The sequence below is a fragment of the Streptomyces sp. CA-142005 genome (assembly GCF_050942335.1).
Classification (GTDB): Bacteria; Actinomycetota; Actinomycetes; order Streptomycetales; family Streptomycetaceae; genus Streptomyces.
This window is the reverse complement of the sequence record NZ_CP192078.1, coordinates 2,757,501-2,773,433: the sequence shown is the minus strand read 5'-3', so window position 1 is coordinate 2,773,433 and position 15,933 is coordinate 2,757,501. Positions and strand designations below refer to the sequence as shown.

The following is a 15,933-nucleotide window of genomic DNA, read 5'->3' as shown; positions in this document are numbered from 1 at the left end:
CCGCCGACTCAGCCGCGGCGCTTCGGCTCCCCGGGCGGTGCCGGGGGTGGCGGCGGAGGGGGCGGCGGTGGCCATTCGGTGCCGTCCGACCCCTGCGAACGATCACCTCGCCGTGCCGGAGGACGGCGTCGGGGCGGCGGGGGAGCCTCGTCGAGCGGCCGGGCGATGGTCGGGGCGCCGTACATGTCGTCCCCGGCGGCGGGCCCGGCGTCCCGCGGCTCCTCGCGCAGGTCCTGTGGCACCTGGAGGGCCTGCGGCACCCGCAGATAGGGATTCGTGTCCGGGTTCGGCGGCCGGTACGGCGTGCTCGGCGCGTACGGCCCGACACGCCCGACACCTCCGGCACCACCGTCCCCGTCGTATCCCAAGCTCCCCCCGTTCCCCCGCACCCCCCGAGCCGCCCGAGCCGCCCGTCCCCCTGCCGCCCCGGTCGCCCAAGCCGTCAGGGAGCCGATCACACCGGCCCCCGCGCCCCACGCCGCGCCGAGCCGCAGGGCGAGGCCGAGGTGGCCGTGCAGGTCGAGGCCCGCGCCGAAGGCGTCGAGGCCGAGTACGGACAGCGAGGCGGTCAGGGACACGGACGTCAGCCAGGCGAGCAGGGGGAGGGCGAGCGCGGTCGTGATGCCCAGGCGCAGTCCGCACCGGGCGGCGAAAGCGAGAGCGCTGTCGGCCTGCCGCACCACCGGTGTGCGGACCGCCGTCAGGACGCCGGCCAGCAGCATCGCCAGTGCCGCGGCCAGGGCCAGCAGCCACACCCGGCCGTCCAGGTCGGCCAGCCGGCCCAGCGTCACCGGCTGATCGGTGTGCGCGGACAGGAGCCGGTCCAGCGGGTGGGGCAGGGACCTGCCGAGGACACCGGTGGCGTGGCCGTCCCAGGGGACGAGGAGACCGAGGGGAAGGCCGAGCCAGACCCCGTTCGGCGCGCCGAGCAGGGCCGCGCCGGCGATCCGCCCGGGGTGGTCGTCGCCGGTCGCCGCGTACGCCGCCGCCGCGAGCCCGGCCGCCACGGCCACCAGCAGCACGGTGACGAGCGCCGAGACCGCCGGCCGTACCGCCCGGTGCACGACGGACCAGCCCGGTGGCAGGGGTGCGCGCCGGGAGGCGAGCAGGGCGATCAGCAGGACGCCGGCACACCAGAGTGCGCCGCCGAGCAGCGTGGCCGACGTGTCCACGGTGAAGCCGACCGCGGCCTTGGCGTGGACGAGGTCGCCGATCCGGTTCGGCAGCAGTCCGCTCACGTCGCCGAGGCCGGGGATGCTCAGTCCGCCGCTTTCCGTGCCGCCCGTGCCCGGCAGCCGGTCCAGCCTGAGCGAGCCGCCGTCGATGGTGACGACGTCGTGCCCCGCCCAGCCGAGACCGCCCAGCAGGGCGACGAAGAGCGCGGTCACCGTGCCCGCGCGGGCGAGGAGTTCGGCGGGCGCGACGACAACTCCGGCCGTGCGCAAGGACCGCAGGAAGAACCACGACAGCAGCAGGGCACCGGCCAGGCTCACCCCGAGTGGCGTGATCTCGATGGCGGTGTGGGCCTCGGCGCCCTGCAGACCGAACGCGGACACATCGCCCGACGGCGTGACCGACCCACCCGCCCCGAGTGCCACAACGGCCGCTGTCATGGGGCCCAGTGAGCCTGCCGTGTCCGCTCGCAGGAGGTGCAGGCCGAGCGCGGCCGTGCCCGCCATCCCGATCAACGCCCAGCTCACCGCGGCGATCGCGGACAGCAGGACGTCCGTCCAGGGCACCGTCGTGGCGCGCGGCGCGGTCTCGGCGTTCGTGGCAGACCTCATGGCAGACCCCCCGATCCGCGGCGCGGCACCGGAGCCGCGCTTGTCCCCCCACGCCGGGATTACCACTCTCCGGCCCGGTTTCAACCCCGTCAACGGGGCGAGTTGAAGCGTGCGCGGGCGCCCGTCCACAAGGCCCGGGTTTCGGTCAGCGGGCCGAGCCTGAAATAGTTCCCCCCGATGTTCGACATCCCTAGACTCCCTGTGATGGGGGTAATTCGGGGGACAACTCAGTGGGGCATGGAGTGCCGGAACTCGTACTGGAATCAAACGGACGGACCTGGACGTTGGACCCGTCCAGGCCCTATACCCTCGGCCGCGATCCGCAGGGTGACATCGTCTTCGACGACGCCAGGGTGTCCTGGCGGCACGCCACGGTCAGCTTCAACGGCCGCAGTTGGGTCATCGAGGACCACGGCAGCACCAACGGCACGTTCGTGCAGGGCCGGCGGATCCAGCAGATGGAGATCGGGCCGGGCGCGTCGCTGCACCTCGGCAACGCGACGGACGGACCGCGGCTGAACCTGTCGGGCGCCGCGGTCGGCCGGCAGCAGCCGGCACCGTACGCGGCGCAGGGCGCCGGGGCGCCGGGCTGGGCCCAGCAGGCACCCGCCTCTCCGCAGGCCGCACAGCCGCAGGCCCAGCAGGCACCGGCCCCGCAGCAGGCCGTACCGCACCAGGCGCCCGCCCAGCAGCCGCAGCAGGGCTGGCCGCAGCAGGCGCCCGCGTTCCCGCAGCAGCAGGCGGGGCCCGCGGAGCAGTACGCGCAGAAGACGCCCGGTGGTGCCGCGGGGGCGCCGCCGGTCTACGGCGACCGCAGCCCCACCACGTTCCACCAGTTCGCCGTCGGCAGGGTGATGCGCATCGGCCGTGCCCTGGAGAACGACCTGGTCGTCTCCGACCTGCAGGTCTCCCGGCACCACGCCGAGTTCCACGCCACGCCCGACGGCCGGCTGGAGATCCGCGACCTCGGCTCGCACAACGGCACCTACGTCAACGGCCAGCCGATCCCCAAGGGCGGCTCGGTGCAGCTGGGCCCGGCCGACATCGTCGGCGTCGGCCACTCCACCTTCCGGATCGTCGGCGACCGGCTCGAGGAGTTCGTCGACACCGGTGAGGTCTCCTTCTCCGCGCGCCATCTGACCGTCACGGTCGACGGCGGCAAGCAGATCCTCAAGGACGTCTCCTTCGGCGTCCCGGAGAAGTCCCTGATCGCGGTCATCGGCCCGTCCGGCTCCGGCAAGTCGACCCTGCTCAAGGCGCTCACCGGCTACCGGCCCGCCAACCAGGGCGAGGTCCTCTACGACAACCGCAACCTGTACAAGCAGTTCGCCGAGCTGCGCCAGCGTATCGGTCTGGTCCCGCAGGACGACATCCTGCACAAGGAGCTGAGCGTCAAGAAGGCGCTGAAGTACGCGGCCAAGCTGCGCTTCCCGGCCGACACCACCGCGGCCGAGCGCGACGCCCGCATCGACGAGGTGCTGCGCGAGCTCAAGCTCGACGTGCACAAGGACAAGAAGGTCACCTCCCTCTCCGGCGGCCAGCGCAAGCGTGTCTCGGTGGCCCTGGAGCTGCTCACCAAGCCGTCGCTGATCTTCCTGGACGAGCCGACCTCGGGTCTCGACCCGGGCATGGACCGCGACGTCATGCAGCTGCTGCGCGGCCTCGCCGACGACGGCCGTACGGTCCTCGTGGTGACCCACTCGGTGGCCGAGCTGGCGCTGTGCGACAAGCTGCTGGTGATGGCGCCGGGCGGTGCGGTCGCCTACTTCGGCCCGCCGGAGGAGGCGCTGAACTTCTTCGGCTACGACAGCTGGGCCGACGTCTTCTCCGCCTTCGAGAACTACCGCGACTACGACTGGGCGGGCCGCTGGAAGGGCTCGCAGCACTACCAGATGTACGCCGCGGACGTGGACTCGGTCGCCCCGCAGGCCGTACACATGCCTCCGCCGCAGGCCATGAAGCCGCCCAAGCCGCAGAGCTGGGGCTCGCAGCTGATGACCCTGATCCGGCGCTATGTGTCGGTCATCGTGTCCGACAAGGGTTTCCTGGCGCTGACGGTGATCCTGCCGGCGGTGCTCGGCGCGGTCAGCCTGCTGATCGACCACAAGCGGGGCCTGCTGGTCAACGCGGCGGTCAATCCGAGGACCGGCACGCACATCCCCAACGGCACGGCCACCACCGTGCTGCTGATCCTGGCCGTCGGCGCGTGCTTCGCGGGCGCCGCGAACTCCGTGCGTGAGCTGATCAAGGAACGGGTGATCTACGAGCGGGAGCGCGCGACCGGCCTGTCCCGGTCGGCGTACCTGATGTCGAAGGTGGTCGTCCTCGGCGCCGTCACGGTGCTGCAGGGCCTGATGGTCGGTGTGATCGGCTTCTCCAGCCGTGAGATCCCGGACCAGGGTGTCGTGCTCGGCGGCTCCACGCTGTTCGAGCTGTGCGTGCCGATCATGGCGCTCGGCTTCACCTCGATGATGGTCGGCCTGGTGATCTCCTCGCTGGTGAAGACCGCCGAGAAGACCATGCCGCTGCTCGTGATGTTCGCGATCATCCAGGTCGTCTTCACCGGCTGCCTCTTCACCCTGCACGGCACGCTCGGTGTGAACGAGTTCTCGTACCTGATGCCGTCGCGCTGGGCGGTGGCCGCGGCCGGCGCCACGCTGGACTTCAACAACATCGCCCCGAACACCGACGACCCCACCAGCACGGACCCGCTGTGGAACCACACCGCCGGGGCCTGGACGCTGGACATGATCGCGCTGATCGCGCTCGGCGTGGTCTGCGGCTTCTTCGTGGCCCGCTTCCTGCGCCGCCACGAGCCGGAGGTCATGCGCAAGTAACCGTGCCCGTACGACGCCGAAGGGCGGCGCCCCGCGATGGGGTGCCGCCCTTCGGCGTCACGTGTACGAGGTCCGCGCCGGCCCTCAGTACGCGCTGTTGACGTTGTCCATCGAGCCGTACCGGTGGGCCGCGTAATTGCAGGCGGCCGTGATGTTGGCGACCGGGTCGTAGATGTTCCACGACGTGCCGGGCACGTGGTACGCGCGGAAGGTCGGGTCGATGACCTGGAGCAGACCCTTGGACGGGATGCCGTTCTGGGCGTTGATGTCCCAGTTGTTGATGGCCATCGGGTTGCCCGAGGACTCACGCATGATGTTGCGGTGCACACCGCTGTAGGAGCCGGGGATGCCGCGCTGCTTCATGATGTCCAGGGCCTGACGGATCCAGCCGTCGAGGTTGTTGGCGTAGGTCTTCGCGGCGACCGGCTGGAGGTCGACCCGCTGGGTGGAGCGGCTCGCGGCCTCCTTTTCGGCGCGGGCCTGCGCGGCCTTCTTGGCGGCGTCGGCGGCGGCCTTCTGCGCGGCGGCCTTCTTCGCGGCCTCGGCGCGCTGCTTGGCGGCGGCGGCCTCGTCGGCTGCCTTCTTCTTCGCGGCGAACATGTCGAGCTTGACCGTCTCGGGGGCGAGCTGGTCGGTGACCGTGCCCTTGACGTTCTTCAGCGTCGTGCCGGCGGCGACCTGGGCGGTCGTGGCCGGGGCGCCGGTGGTGACGGTGTCGGCGCTGCTCGGGACGGCCGAGACGGCGATGGCGGCGGTGCCGAGAGCGGCGACACCGGCGATGGCCATCTTGTGCTGCTTGGTCAGGGCACTATGAGCACGGTTGAGGATGTTCTTGGGCATGGCTGATGGACCTCTTCGATAGCGCGGAGGTCGCTCCTGCGTCCGCCGGGGGAATCTGCTCCTCCCACACGAACGCCGCGGGCCGATGACCCACGGCGCTGAGCGACGGAAGCAATTCTTAGCTGGCGCAAAATTCCCATGCAAAGGTGTGACGTACGATCCGCCTTAGTGGATCATGGAAGGGCAAAACGGGACAGACAAGGCCGTCTGTCCCGTTCATGTAGGGATGGTTTATCTCCTATGCCCGGTCGTACGTGATCTGGGCCCTATGCTCGGGCTCACATCGGAGAGGTGGACGTTTCACCAAGAGTTGCCGTCGCAACGCGTTGTGTGAGGGTGCTCCACCGGGAGGATGAGATGCACGTCGCCGAACTCGTGCCACAGGTAGAGCCCGCTGAGCGCCTCCTCGTAGGCCCGGTCGACCGCGGGCCGACCCGCGACCGCCTCCAGCATCCGCAGGTGCGAGGCCTCCGGCTCGTGCAGCCCGGTCAGCAGCCCGTCCACCACCCGCACCCCGCGCTCGGGCGTCACGACCAGGTCCGTCCACCCCTGTGCCGCCCGCACCACCCCGTCCTGCCCGGCCGCCGATTCCACGGCCCGCACGGCGGTCGTACCGACGGCGATCACCCGTCGCCCGCCCGCCCTCGCGTCGTTGATCAGCCGCGCCGACGCCTCCGGCACCGCGAACCGCTCCGGATACGGCGGCTCGTGCGCCTCCGCCGACGCCACGCCCGTGTGCAGCGTGACCGGCGCGAACTGCACACCCCGGCTCACCAGCTCCGCCACCAGGGCCGCGGTGAAGGGGCGCGCCGCACTCGGCATCTCCGCACTGCCCGCCCCGTCCGGCGACGGCAGCGCGAACACCGTCTGGTACGCGGACAGCGGCTGGTCCCGCTCCGTATAGGAGTAGCGAATGGGCCGCCCGTGCGCGCGCAGGATCCCGAGGACGTCCCCGTCCGCCCGGGCCCACCACAGCCGCTCCCCGCGCGGGCTGAGCGGCTCCTGCAGCACCAGCCGCCCCGCCCCCGGCAGCATCACTTCCCTATACGCACGCGTGCCCGTACGCGCGCGCGTGGTACCTCGACCGTCCGGTTCCCGCAGCTCGACCGCCCACCGGCCGTCGTCCCCGCGCGTGGAGAAATGCACCACCACGCGCGCGTCCCCGATGCGCGCGTCCACCGCCGCGGCCAGCGTCGGCGAGGTGTTCACCACCAGTAGGTCCCCCGCCCGCAGCAGCAGCGGCAGCTCCGGAAAGGCGTGATGTGTCACCTGGGCACCGCGCGACACCAGCAGCCGTACGGCGTCTCGGCCCAGCCCCGGACCGCGCTGCTCGGCGGGCACGCGCGCGGACAGCCCCTCCGGCACCTTCACCCACTCCTGACTTCGCTCGAGCGGGGGGACCCCCGTGCCCGTCCTCATGGCCGCTCCAGCAGGGCCGGCGCCGCGTACCGCCCGCTGGCCGGCCGTTCGTCGAGCAGCCGCAGGAACGCGGGAACGACGGTGTCCGGCGCCGGACGCGGACCGTCGTCGTCGGGTACGGCCGCGGCGTACAGGTCCGTCGCCATGTCCCCGGGATCCACCGCCCACACCCGCAGGCCGGGCTCCTCCACGCCCAGCACCGCCGTCAGCTGGTCCAGGGCCGCCTTCGAAGCGCCGTAGCCGCCCCAGGTCTCGTACGCCTCGGCCGCCGCGTCGGAGCTGACCGCGACCACCGCCCCGGCCGGCGACTGCCGCAGCAGCGGCAGCGCCTCCTGGACCAGGCCCAGCGCGGCCACCACGTTCACCTCCAGCGCCCGCCGCAGTCCCTCCAAGGACAGCTCGGCCAGCCGCACCAGCGGCTCGGCACCCAGCGCGCTCGCATTGCCGACCAGCAGGTCGACCCCGCCCAGCCGGCGCGCGGCCGCCACCAGCGCGGCCCGGTGCCCGGCATCCGTCACGTCCCCCGCCAGCGCCTCCACGCGCGTGCCGTGCCCGGCGATGCTCTCCGCGGCCTCCTTGAGAACCTCGGCGCCCCGGGCGTCCAGCACCAGATCCCAGCCCCGCGCGGCCAGCGCCGCTGCGAGCGCCTGCCCGAGGCCCTTCGAGGCCCCCGTGATGATCGCAACCGGCATGACTACCGTCCCCTCGTCATTACCGCCTCCACCAGGCGGTGACCACAACCTAGGAACGGCACCGGCCCGGCCGCGTCGGACGCGGGCCGCAAACCGCAGGGGCCCTTCGGCGTACACCGCGCGTCCGGGGCCCCGGGACCTACACCGGCCGCCCTAGGACCAGCGGACCGGGCCCCGCCGCCACAGGTCCGATCCGCCTGTCACACCCCGCCGGTACCGTGAGGACATGAGTCACCGCCCCCGGTCCGGCCTCGCAGCGGTCAGTTCCGCGCTGCTGGCCATGAGCAGGCATCTGGAGGTGCGCGATGTCCTCAAGACGATCGTCGCCTCCGCCCGCGAGCTGCTCGACGCCCAGTACGCCGCCCTCGGCGTCCCCGACGACCACGGCGGCTTCGCCCAGTTCGTCGTCGACGGCGTCAGCGACGAGCAGTGGCGCGCCATCGGCCCGCTCCCGCGCCAGCACGGCATCCTCGCCGCGATGCTGCACGAGGCGAAGGCGGAGCGCCTCGCCGACGTGCGCAAGGACCCCCGCTTCGAGGGCTGGCCGGCCGCGCACCCGGACCTGGCCGACTTCCTCGGCCTGCCCATCCGCGACGGCGACGAGGTCATCGGAGCCCTCTTCCTGGCGAACAAGAACTGTCCCAGGCGGGACGGGACCTGCGGCTTCACCGAGGAGGACGAGGAACTGCTCGCCATCCTCGCCCAGCACGCCGCCATCGCCCTCACCAACGCCCGGCTCTACGAGCGCAGCCGCGAACTCACCATCGCCGAGGAACGCTCCCGCCTCGCCCACGAACTGCACGACGCGGTCAGCCAGAAGCTCTTCTCCCTGCGCCTGACCGCCCAGGCCGCGGCGGCCCTCGTCGACCGCGACCCCGCACGCGCCAAGGGCGAACTCCACCAGGTCGCCGCGCTCGCCGCCGAGGCCGCCGACGAACTGCGCGCCGCCGTTGTGGAGTTGCGCCCCGCCGCCCTGGACGAAGACGGTCTGATCGCCACCCTGCGCACCCAGACCCAGGTCCTCGACCGCGCCCACACCGCGCGCGTGACCTTCACCAGCAACGGCTTCCGCGCCCTGCCCGCCGCTCAGGAGGAAGCCCTGCTCAGGGTCGCCCAGGAAGCCCTGCACAACGCCCTGCGCCACTCCGGCGCCGCCCACGTCGACGTCAGCGTCCAGCGGCGCGGCTGCGGAGCCGTGCTGCGCGTCACCGACGACGGCAGCGGCTTCGACCCGAAGGCGGTCCGCCGCGCCGGACGGCATCTGGGCCTGGTCTCCATGCGGGACCGCGCGAGCGGGGTCGGCGGCACGCTGACCGTGGAGTCGGTGTCCGGCAAGGGCACCACGATCGAGATGGAGGTCCCCGGTGGCTGACGCGATCAGGGTGCTGCTCGTCGACGACCACCAGGTCGTCCGCCGGGGCCTGCGCACCTTCCTGGAGGTGCAGGACGACATCGAGGTCGTCGGCGAGGCCGCCGACGGCGCCGAGGGAGTCGCCCGCGCCGAGGAACTGCGCCCGGACGTCGTCCTGATGGACGTCAAGATGCCGGGCATGGACGGCGTCGAGGCCCTGCGCCGGCTGCGCGAACTCGACAACCCCGCGCGCGTGCTCATCGTCACCAGCTTCACCGAGCAGCGCACGGTCGTACCGGCCCTGCGCGCGGGCGCCGCCGGTTACGTCTACAAGGACGTGGACCCCGACGCCCTCGCGGGCGCCATCCGCTCCGTGCACGCCGGCCACATCCTGCTCCAGCCCGAGGTCGCGGGCGCCCTGCTCTCCCAGGAGGAGGCCAACTCCGGCCAGAGCAGAGGCGGTTCGCTCACCGACCGGGAGCGCGAGGTGCTCGGCCTGATCGCGGACGGCCGCTCCAACCGCGAGATCGCCCGCGCCCTCGTCCTGTCCGAGAAGACCGTCAAGACGCATGTCTCCAACATCCTGATGAAGCTCGACCTCGCGGACCGCACCCAGGCCGCGCTGTGGGCCGTACGGCACGGAGTGACCGGCTGAAACGCGCCGTGCGCGCCGGGGCGCCCCGGCAATACGGAGGGTTCCACTCCGGACTGAGATTCATACCGTCGTGGGAATGTCACCCGGATGGCGCATCCTCCGACGATCTCCGCCGTTCTCCAGTGCGTGCCGCGGCGAACCGCCGCGGTGACCGCCTAGGAGGGGTTGGAAAGTGAAGAACCTGAAGAAGGCAGCCGCCGTGACGATGGTGGCCGGTGGCCTCGTGGCCGCCGGTGCGGGCATGGCCTCCGCCACGACCGGCAGCTGGGCCGGCGGCGAGGCCCACGGCTCCCCGGGCGTCGGTTCGGGCAACGTCGTCCAGGTCCCGGTGCACGTCCCGGTGAACGCGGTCGGCAACAGCGTGAGCGTCATCGGCGTGCTGAACCCGGCCTTCGGCAACCTCGGCCTCAACCACTGAGCTCCGGCCGACACCGACCAGAGGCCTCCCGGTCCCTACCGGGAGGCCTGCTGTCGTCTGCCGTCCACTCGGGAGGCGCACCCCCGCGGGTGGAGCCGCATGTCGATACGGCCTCGCGCCCCAGCCGGTGCCACCGCCCCCACCATCCGGTTACCGGGCTCCCCGCTCCCGCTCCTCCACGATCGAGTTGTACGCCGCCACCTGCGCCCGCCGCGCCGTCCGCTCCACCGGCCGCAACGCCTCCGCGCGCGCCGCCATCTCGCTGGAACTGACCGCACCCCCGTGTCCGTTGCCGTACGCCAGCGACACCAGCAGCGCGACCCGCTGCGCCAGCTCCAGCACCCGTACCGCACGCGGCGGATACCCCGGCGCCAGCACCTCCCGCCCCCGCTCGGCCCGCGCCCGGTACGCGTCGATCGCCGCCTCGGCCACCGGACCCGACCCGGCGACGTCCAGCTTCGACAGCACCTCGGTCGCCTCCCGCAGCGCCTCCGCCAGCTCCCGCTCGGCCTCGCCCAGCGACGGCACGTCGGCGGGCGGCGCCTCCCGCACGGACAGCACATGCCAGACCACCTCGGCATGCACATCACCCTCCGGCCCGGCCTCGTAGACCTCCGGAACCAGCCCGAGCGCGGCGCCGTGGCAGACCACCGCCTCCTCGGCCTCCAGTGCCCGCGCATTGAACTCGGGCGGACCGCTCAACCCCAGCGGATGCCCCGGCGCCGGCAGCGCGACCCGCAGCCCGGTCGCCCCCAGCGTCCGCAGCCGCCCCAGCGCGAGCGTGAGCCCGACCTGCGCGGACTCCCCGGGCAGTCCCTCCACCCGGTGCACGGTGTCCTCGCCCACAATGGCGAGCGCGGCGTCATCCGGAGAGACAAGTCCGGCCAAAAGGGCATTTCCCCAAGCGGCAAGGCGTCCTGAACGCGGTTCCGTGAGCATGCCCCCACCCTAAGGACCGGACCGATGGAATGGAGCGGGGCACTCGTGGCGTAGATTTCATAAGGGCTGCGCCCACAGGTGCGGCGGACCGAGCCACAGGCGTACGCGACAGCCGAGACCGGCCACACTGCAAGGGGAGACAACGCGCTCATGAGCGATGTTCTGGAGCTTCAGGACGTATCCGTGGTCCGCGAGGGCCGGGCTCTGGTGGACCAGGTCTCCTGGTCGGTGAAGGAGGGCGAGCGCTGGGTCATCCTCGGACCCAACGGCGCCGGCAAGACCACCCTCCTGAACGTCGCCTCCAGCTACCTCTTCCCCAGCAAGGGCACCGCCACCATCCTCGGCGACACCCTCGGCAAGGTCGACGTCTTCGAGCTGCGCCCCCGCATCGGCGTGGCCGGCATCGCCATGGCCGAGAAGCTCCCCAAGCGCCAGACGGTCCTGGAGACGGTGCTCACGGCCGCCTACGGCATGACCGCCCACTGGCAGGAGGAGTACGACGAGGTCGACGAGCAGCGCGCCCGCGCCTTCCTCGACCGCCTCGGCATGAGCGACTACCTCGACCGCCGCTTCGGCACCCTCTCCGAGGGCGAGCGCAAGCGCACCCTGATCGCCCGCGCCCTGATGACCGACCCCGAGCTGCTGCTGCTGGACGAGCCCGCCGCGGGCCTCGACCTCGGTGGCCGCGAGGACCTGGTCCGCCGCCTCGGCCGGCTCGCCCGCGACCCCGTCGCCCCCTCGATGATCATGGTGACGCACCACGTCGAGGAGATCGCCCCCGGCTTCACCCACGTCCTGATGATCCGCCAGGGCAAGGTCCTCGCCGCCGGCCCGATCGAGCTGGAACTGACCTCCCGCAACCTCTCCCTCTGCTTCGGCCTGCCGCTCGTCGTCGAGCAGGTCGGCGACCGCTGGACGGCCCAGGGCCTGCCCCTGTCCTGACCCTTCGCCCGTGACCTTCCGTCAGGTCTTCCCGGGCTCGTCCCGCCTCCTTTTGCGCCCTGTCCGCCGCCCGACCCCGGCCCTACCATGACCGTGTGAACGACATCGACGCATGGGTGTGGTGGCTCGTCGGCGCGGCGGCGCTCGGAATCCCGCTCGTGGTCACCGCCATGCCGGAGTTCGGCATGCTCGCGGTCGGAGCCGTGGCGGCCGCGGTCGTCGCCGGACTCGGCTTCGACGCCGTGATCCAGGTCCTCGCCTTCGTCGTCGTCTCCGTCGCACTCATCGCCGTCGTCCGCCCCATCGCGGCCCGGCACAGCAGACAACTCCCCGGACTCGCCACCGGCGTCGACGCTCTGAAGGGCAAACAAGCGGTCGTCCTGGAGCGCGTCGACGGCTCCGGCGGACGCATCAAGCTCGCCGGGGAGATCTGGTCGGCCCGCGCCCTCGACACCGGCCGTGCCTACGAAGTGGGCCAGGAAGTGGACGTCGTGGACATCGAGGGGGCCACCGCCATCGTCATCTGAGGCATCATGCCCACGAGTTGGGCAATGGTCTGTCAGACTCGACCAGCAAGATCTTCTACAACCACGAGATCTGCCGAAGGCGCCGAGGCGGAGAGGGGTACGGGGAACACGATGGAACCGGTCATCATCGTCCTGGTCATTCTGGTGGTGTTGGTCTTCATCGCCCTGATCAAGACCATCCAGGTCATCCCACAGGCCAGCGCCGCCATCGTCGAGCGCTTCGGCCGCTACACACGCACCCTGAACGCGGGCCTGAACATCGTGGTCCCGTTCATCGACACCATTCGCAACCGCATCGACCTTCGCGAACAGGTCGTACCCTTCCCGCCGCAGCCGGTGATCACCCAGGACAACCTGGTCGTCAACATCGACACGGTCATCTACTACCAGGTGACGGACGCCCGCGCGGCCACCTACGAGGTCGCCAGCTACATCCAGGCCATCGAGCAGCTGACGGTCACCACACTCCGCAACATCATCGGCGGCATGGACCTCGAACGCACCCTGACCTCCCGCGAGGAGATCAACGCCGCACTGCGCGGCGTCCTCGACGAGGCGACGGGCAAATGGGGCATCCGCGTCAACCGCGTCGAACTGAAGGCCATCGAACCGCCCACCTCCATCCAGGACTCGATGGAGAAGCAGATGCGCGCCGACCGTGACAAGCGCGCCGCGATCCTCACCGCCGAAGGTACGCGCCAGGCCGCCATCCTCACCGCCGAGGGCGAGAAGCAGTCCCAGATCCTGCGCGCCGAGGGTGAGGCCAAGGCCGCCGCCCTGCGCGCCGAGGGCGAGGCCCAGGCGGTCCGTACGGTCTTCGAGGCCATCCACGCCGGCGACCCGGACCAGAAGCTCCTGTCCTACCAGTACCTGCAGATGCTCCCGAAGATCGCCGAGGGCGACGCCAACAAGCTCTGGATCGTGCCCAGCGAAATCGGCGACGCCCTCAAGGGCCTGTCCGGCGCCATGGGCAACTTCGGCCCCCTGGGCGGCGGCGGCCAGGGCAACGGCGGAGCCAACGTCCCCGCACAGAACAACGGCCCGGGCACGGAGCGCCGGGAGAAGCCGAACATCGACTAGCGGTTACCGGGAAACGCCGGGTTCCTCCGTGCCCTTCAGGGGCCCGGAGGAACCGCGCGAGAAACCACGAACCACCCGCGGCCGACGTACGTCACAAGCCCCTGCGGCGACCGGTCAGGCAGCCTCCCGAGCCAACCAGTCCGGCAGGGCCTCGAACTCCTCGGCACCCAAAGCCAACAGCATCGCGTCCGCCGGAGTCGGCTCGAAAGGCTGACGCAGCAAAGCCATACCCGCCTCCTCGGGAGTCCGGTTGGCCTTCCGGTGGTTGTCCTCCGCACACGCGGCAACCGTGTTCAGCCACGTGTCCTGCCCACCCTGCGCCCGCGGCACCACATGGTCCACCGTCGTGGCCCTGCGCCCGCAGTACGCGCACCGGTGCCGGTCCCGGACCAGCACGCCCCGCCTCGACCACGGGGCTTGTCTTCGGAACGGCACCCGTACATACCTGCACAGCCTGATCACCCGGGGCGCGGGTATGTCCACATCGGCACCGCGCATGCGCAGTTTGGGGTGGGCCTGCTCGACCACGGCCTTGTCCTGGAGCACCAGAACGACGGCTCGATTCAACGTCACCGTCGACAGCGGCTCGAAGCTCGCGTTCAGTACCAGCGTGTCCCGCATCCAGCCCACCTCCCGTGCGCATCTGCCCACCCCCCGGCGGGCTTGGATCAACTCTGGACGGGCGCGCCGAGATGGACAACGCAATAAAAAATGCCCGCCTCCGATCACTTCCAAGACCGGAGGCGGGCAAACGTTCAATGAACGCTCGGCTGAATCACGGCGCCGCGCTCAGCCCTGCGCGGGGTTCTCGTACTCACCGATGAGCTGGGCGCGCGCGATCGCGTGGAACCGCAGATTGAAGCCGACGACGGCCGGAGAGACGTCGGAGTCCGGACCCAGCTTCTCCTGGTCCACCGCGTACACCGTGAAGACGTACCGGTGCGGCCCGTCCCCGGGCGGCGGGGCGGCGCCACCGAAGTCCTTCGTCCCGTAGTCGTTGCGCACATGCACCGCACCCTCGGGCAGGCCCTCGAACTTGCCGCCGCCCGCACCCGCCGGAAGCTCCGTCACGGAGGCCGGGATGTCGAACAGCACCCAGTGCCAGAAGCCGCTGCCGGTCGGCGCGTCGGGGTCGTAGCACGTGACGGCGAAGCTCTTGGTCTCCGGCGGGAAGCCCTCCCACCGCAGGTGCGGCGAGGTGTTGCCCTCCGCGTGGACCTGGGCGCTCTTCAGCGTCGCACCCTCCTCGATGTCCGCGCTCGTCACCGTGAACGACGGCACGGGCGGATGGAAGTCATGGGGGAGCGGCCGCCGCTTGAGCTCGGTCACCTCGGTACCTCCTGATCGATGATCTGGAACCAGCAGTTCCCGAGCCTAGAACCAGTTGCGCTTGCTGCCGACCTCGGACAGCCACTGGTTCAGATAAGCCGCCCAGTCGGTCCCCATCCAGTCGTTCAGGCCCACCTGGAACGTCCGGTAGGTGTCCGAACCCTCGCTGAACAGACCCGGCTTCTTGTCCATCTCCAGCACGACGTCCATCGCGTGCTCGTCGGCCACGAAGCTCAGTTCGACCTGGTTCAGGCCCCGGTACTGCGACGGCGGGTGGAACTCGATCTCCTGGTAGAAGGGCAGCCGCTGCCGCGTGCCCCGGATGTGGCCGCGCTCCATGTCCGCGTTCTTGAAGCGGAAGCCCAGCTGGATGAACGCGTCCAGGATGGCCTTCTGCGCCGGCAGCGGGTGGACGTTGATCGGGTCCAGGTCGCCGGAGTCCACGGCCCGCGCGATCGCCAGCTCGGTCGTGACCCCGATGTGCATCCCGCGCAGCGCCTGACCGTCGATCATCGTGACCGGCGTCTCCCAGGGGATCTCCAGACCGAACGGCACCGCGTGCACGGCACCCGCCTGCAGCTCGAAGGCACCGCCGAGCCGCACCTTGGTGAACTCGATGTTCTGCTTGTACTCCTCGTCGCCGCTCTCCACCTCGACCCTGGCCTGCAGACCGACCGACAGCCCCTCGATGTCCTGGTTCACGGACCCGCCCTGGATCCGCACCTCACCCTGGACGACACCGCCCGGCACGACATTGACCTCGGTCAGCACCGTCTCGACCGACGCCCCGCCGGCCCCGAGGCTCGCGAGCAGCTTCTTGAACGCCATTGACTCTCCCTTTACGAAGGACCTCGACCCCTACAAACGCGATCCGCCGCCGACCGGTTCCGCCGACGCGGTGTCTCGTCTGCATTACCCTCGGACGGCATGATCGCGCCCCCGGACCGTACGCCACTGCCCCGAGAGTTCTTCGACCGCCCGGTCCTGGAGGTGGCACCGGACCTCCTGGGCCGCGTCCTGGTGCGTACGACCCCCGACGGCCCGATCGCGGTCCGCCTCACCGAGGTCGAGGCGTACGACGGCCCGAACGACCCCGGCTCACACGCCTACCGTGGCCCCA

16 protein-coding genes (1 of these 16 cut by a window edge) are annotated in these 15,933 nt (G+C 71.2%); 8 read left to right on the top strand and 8 right to left on the bottom strand.

Going from position 1 to position 15,933, the window contains the following annotated elements:
- Positions 1 to 8: 8 nt before the first annotated feature.
- The gene (locus ACQPXS_RS13220; RefSeq protein ID WP_433449353.1) at positions 9 to 1,784 is read right to left on the bottom strand and encodes a streptophobe family protein; all 1,776 of its coding nucleotides are present in this window, start codon (positions 1,782 to 1,784) and stop codon (positions 9 to 11) included.
- A 242-nt stretch (positions 1,785 to 2,026) separates the two neighbouring features.
- On the opposite strand from ACQPXS_RS13220, the gene ACQPXS_RS13215 reads away from it, so the two are divergent.
- The gene (locus ACQPXS_RS13215) at positions 2,027 to 4,621 is read left to right on the top strand and encodes an FHA domain-containing protein (RefSeq protein ID WP_433449352.1); all 2,595 of its coding nucleotides are present in this window, start codon (positions 2,027 to 2,029) and stop codon (positions 4,619 to 4,621) included.
- Between the two features lie 84 nt (positions 4,622 to 4,705).
- On the opposite strand, the gene ACQPXS_RS13210 is transcribed toward ACQPXS_RS13215, so the two are convergent.
- The 3 genes from ACQPXS_RS13210 to ACQPXS_RS13200 all read right to left on the bottom strand — a co-directional run bounded on the left by ACQPXS_RS13210 (position 4,706) and on the right by ACQPXS_RS13200 (position 7,572).
- Positions 4,706 to 5,461, bottom strand: coding sequence for a transglycosylase SLT domain-containing protein (locus ACQPXS_RS13210; RefSeq protein WP_433449351.1), 756 nt, complete (start codon positions 5,459 to 5,461; stop codon positions 4,706 to 4,708).
- 300 nt (positions 5,462 to 5,761) lie between these two features.
- Positions 5,762 to 6,880 carry an S-adenosylmethionine:tRNA ribosyltransferase-isomerase gene (locus ACQPXS_RS13205; protein WP_433449350.1) on the bottom strand — a complete coding sequence of 373 codons (1,119 nt, stop codon included), beginning with the start codon at positions 6,878 to 6,880 and terminating at the stop codon, positions 5,762 to 5,764.
- Positions 6,877 to 7,572 (bottom strand): SDR family NAD(P)-dependent oxidoreductase, encoded by a 696-nt coding sequence (locus tag ACQPXS_RS13200; RefSeq protein ID WP_433449349.1) that lies wholly within the window; start codon positions 7,570 to 7,572, stop codon positions 6,877 to 6,879. Before ACQPXS_RS13200 ends, ACQPXS_RS13205 begins: the two co-directional genes overlap by 4 nt.
- Before the next feature lie 226 nt (positions 7,573 to 7,798).
- Between ACQPXS_RS13200 and ACQPXS_RS13195 the strand changes: the two genes are divergently transcribed.
- The 3 genes from ACQPXS_RS13195 to ACQPXS_RS13185 all read left to right on the top strand — a co-directional run bounded on the left by ACQPXS_RS13195 (position 7,799) and on the right by ACQPXS_RS13185 (position 9,996).
- On the top strand, positions 7,799 to 8,944 hold the full coding sequence (locus tag ACQPXS_RS13195; protein WP_351801082.1) for a GAF domain-containing sensor histidine kinase: 1,146 nt from the start codon (positions 7,799 to 7,801) through the stop codon (positions 8,942 to 8,944).
- Positions 8,937 to 9,578: a response regulator transcription factor gene (locus tag ACQPXS_RS13190; protein ID WP_365332530.1), complete on the top strand. Its 642-nt coding sequence runs from the start codon at positions 8,937 to 8,939 to the stop codon at positions 9,576 to 9,578. Before ACQPXS_RS13195 ends, ACQPXS_RS13190 begins: the two co-directional genes overlap by 8 nt.
- 172 nt (positions 9,579 to 9,750) lie before the next feature.
- Positions 9,751 to 9,996, top strand: a complete 246-nt coding sequence (locus ACQPXS_RS13185) for a chaplin (RefSeq protein WP_351801086.1) — start codon at positions 9,751 to 9,753, stop codon at positions 9,994 to 9,996.
- A 150-nt stretch (positions 9,997 to 10,146) separates the two neighbouring features.
- On the opposite strand, the gene ACQPXS_RS13180 is transcribed toward ACQPXS_RS13185, so the two are convergent.
- Positions 10,147 to 10,935, bottom strand: coding sequence for a hypothetical protein (locus ACQPXS_RS13180; protein ID WP_433449348.1), 789 nt, complete (start codon positions 10,933 to 10,935; stop codon positions 10,147 to 10,149).
- A 150-nt stretch (positions 10,936 to 11,085) separates the two neighbouring features.
- Here ACQPXS_RS13180 and ACQPXS_RS13175 point away from each other — a divergent pair, with 150 nt between their 5' ends.
- The 3 genes from ACQPXS_RS13175 to ACQPXS_RS13165 all read left to right on the top strand — a co-directional run bounded on the left by ACQPXS_RS13175 (position 11,086) and on the right by ACQPXS_RS13165 (position 13,484).
- Positions 11,086 to 11,877 carry an ABC transporter ATP-binding protein gene (locus ACQPXS_RS13175; RefSeq protein WP_365721970.1) on the top strand — a complete coding sequence of 264 codons (792 nt, stop codon included), beginning with the start codon at positions 11,086 to 11,088 and terminating at the stop codon, positions 11,875 to 11,877.
- A gap of 95 nt (positions 11,878 to 11,972) precedes the next feature.
- Positions 11,973 to 12,404 carry an NfeD family protein gene (locus ACQPXS_RS13170; protein ID WP_351801091.1) on the top strand — a complete coding sequence of 144 codons (432 nt, stop codon included), beginning with the start codon at positions 11,973 to 11,975 and terminating at the stop codon, positions 12,402 to 12,404.
- Positions 12,405 to 12,515: 111 nt separating this feature from the next.
- Positions 12,516 to 13,484 carry an SPFH domain-containing protein gene (locus ACQPXS_RS13165; protein WP_356310420.1) on the top strand — a complete coding sequence of 323 codons (969 nt, stop codon included), beginning with the start codon at positions 12,516 to 12,518 and terminating at the stop codon, positions 13,482 to 13,484.
- A 114-nt stretch (positions 13,485 to 13,598) separates the two neighbouring features.
- Here the strand turns inward: ACQPXS_RS13165 and ACQPXS_RS13160 are convergent, their stop codons facing one another.
- From ACQPXS_RS13160 to ACQPXS_RS13150, 3 genes are all read right to left on the bottom strand, one after another.
- Positions 13,599 to 14,105 carry an HNH endonuclease gene (locus tag ACQPXS_RS13160; protein WP_433449347.1) on the bottom strand — a complete coding sequence of 169 codons (507 nt, stop codon included), beginning with the start codon at positions 14,103 to 14,105 and terminating at the stop codon, positions 13,599 to 13,601.
- 168 nt (positions 14,106 to 14,273) lie between these two features.
- Entirely contained in the window at positions 14,274 to 14,813 is a 540-nt protein-coding gene (locus ACQPXS_RS13155) for a YbhB/YbcL family Raf kinase inhibitor-like protein (RefSeq protein ID WP_433449346.1), read from the bottom strand.
- A gap of 45 nt (positions 14,814 to 14,858) precedes the next feature.
- On the bottom strand, positions 14,859 to 15,641 hold the full coding sequence (locus ACQPXS_RS13150) for a sporulation protein (RefSeq protein ID WP_433449345.1): 783 nt from the start codon (positions 15,639 to 15,641) through the stop codon (positions 14,859 to 14,861).
- Between the two features lie 99 nt (positions 15,642 to 15,740).
- On the opposite strand from ACQPXS_RS13150, the gene ACQPXS_RS13145 reads away from it, so the two are divergent.
- Positions 15,741 to 15,933: the beginning of a DNA-3-methyladenine glycosylase gene (locus ACQPXS_RS13145; RefSeq protein ID WP_433449344.1), read on the top strand. 458 nt of this gene lie beyond the right edge of the window; only the first 193 of its 651 coding nucleotides appear in the window; it begins with the start codon at positions 15,741 to 15,743; its stop codon lies beyond the right edge, outside the window.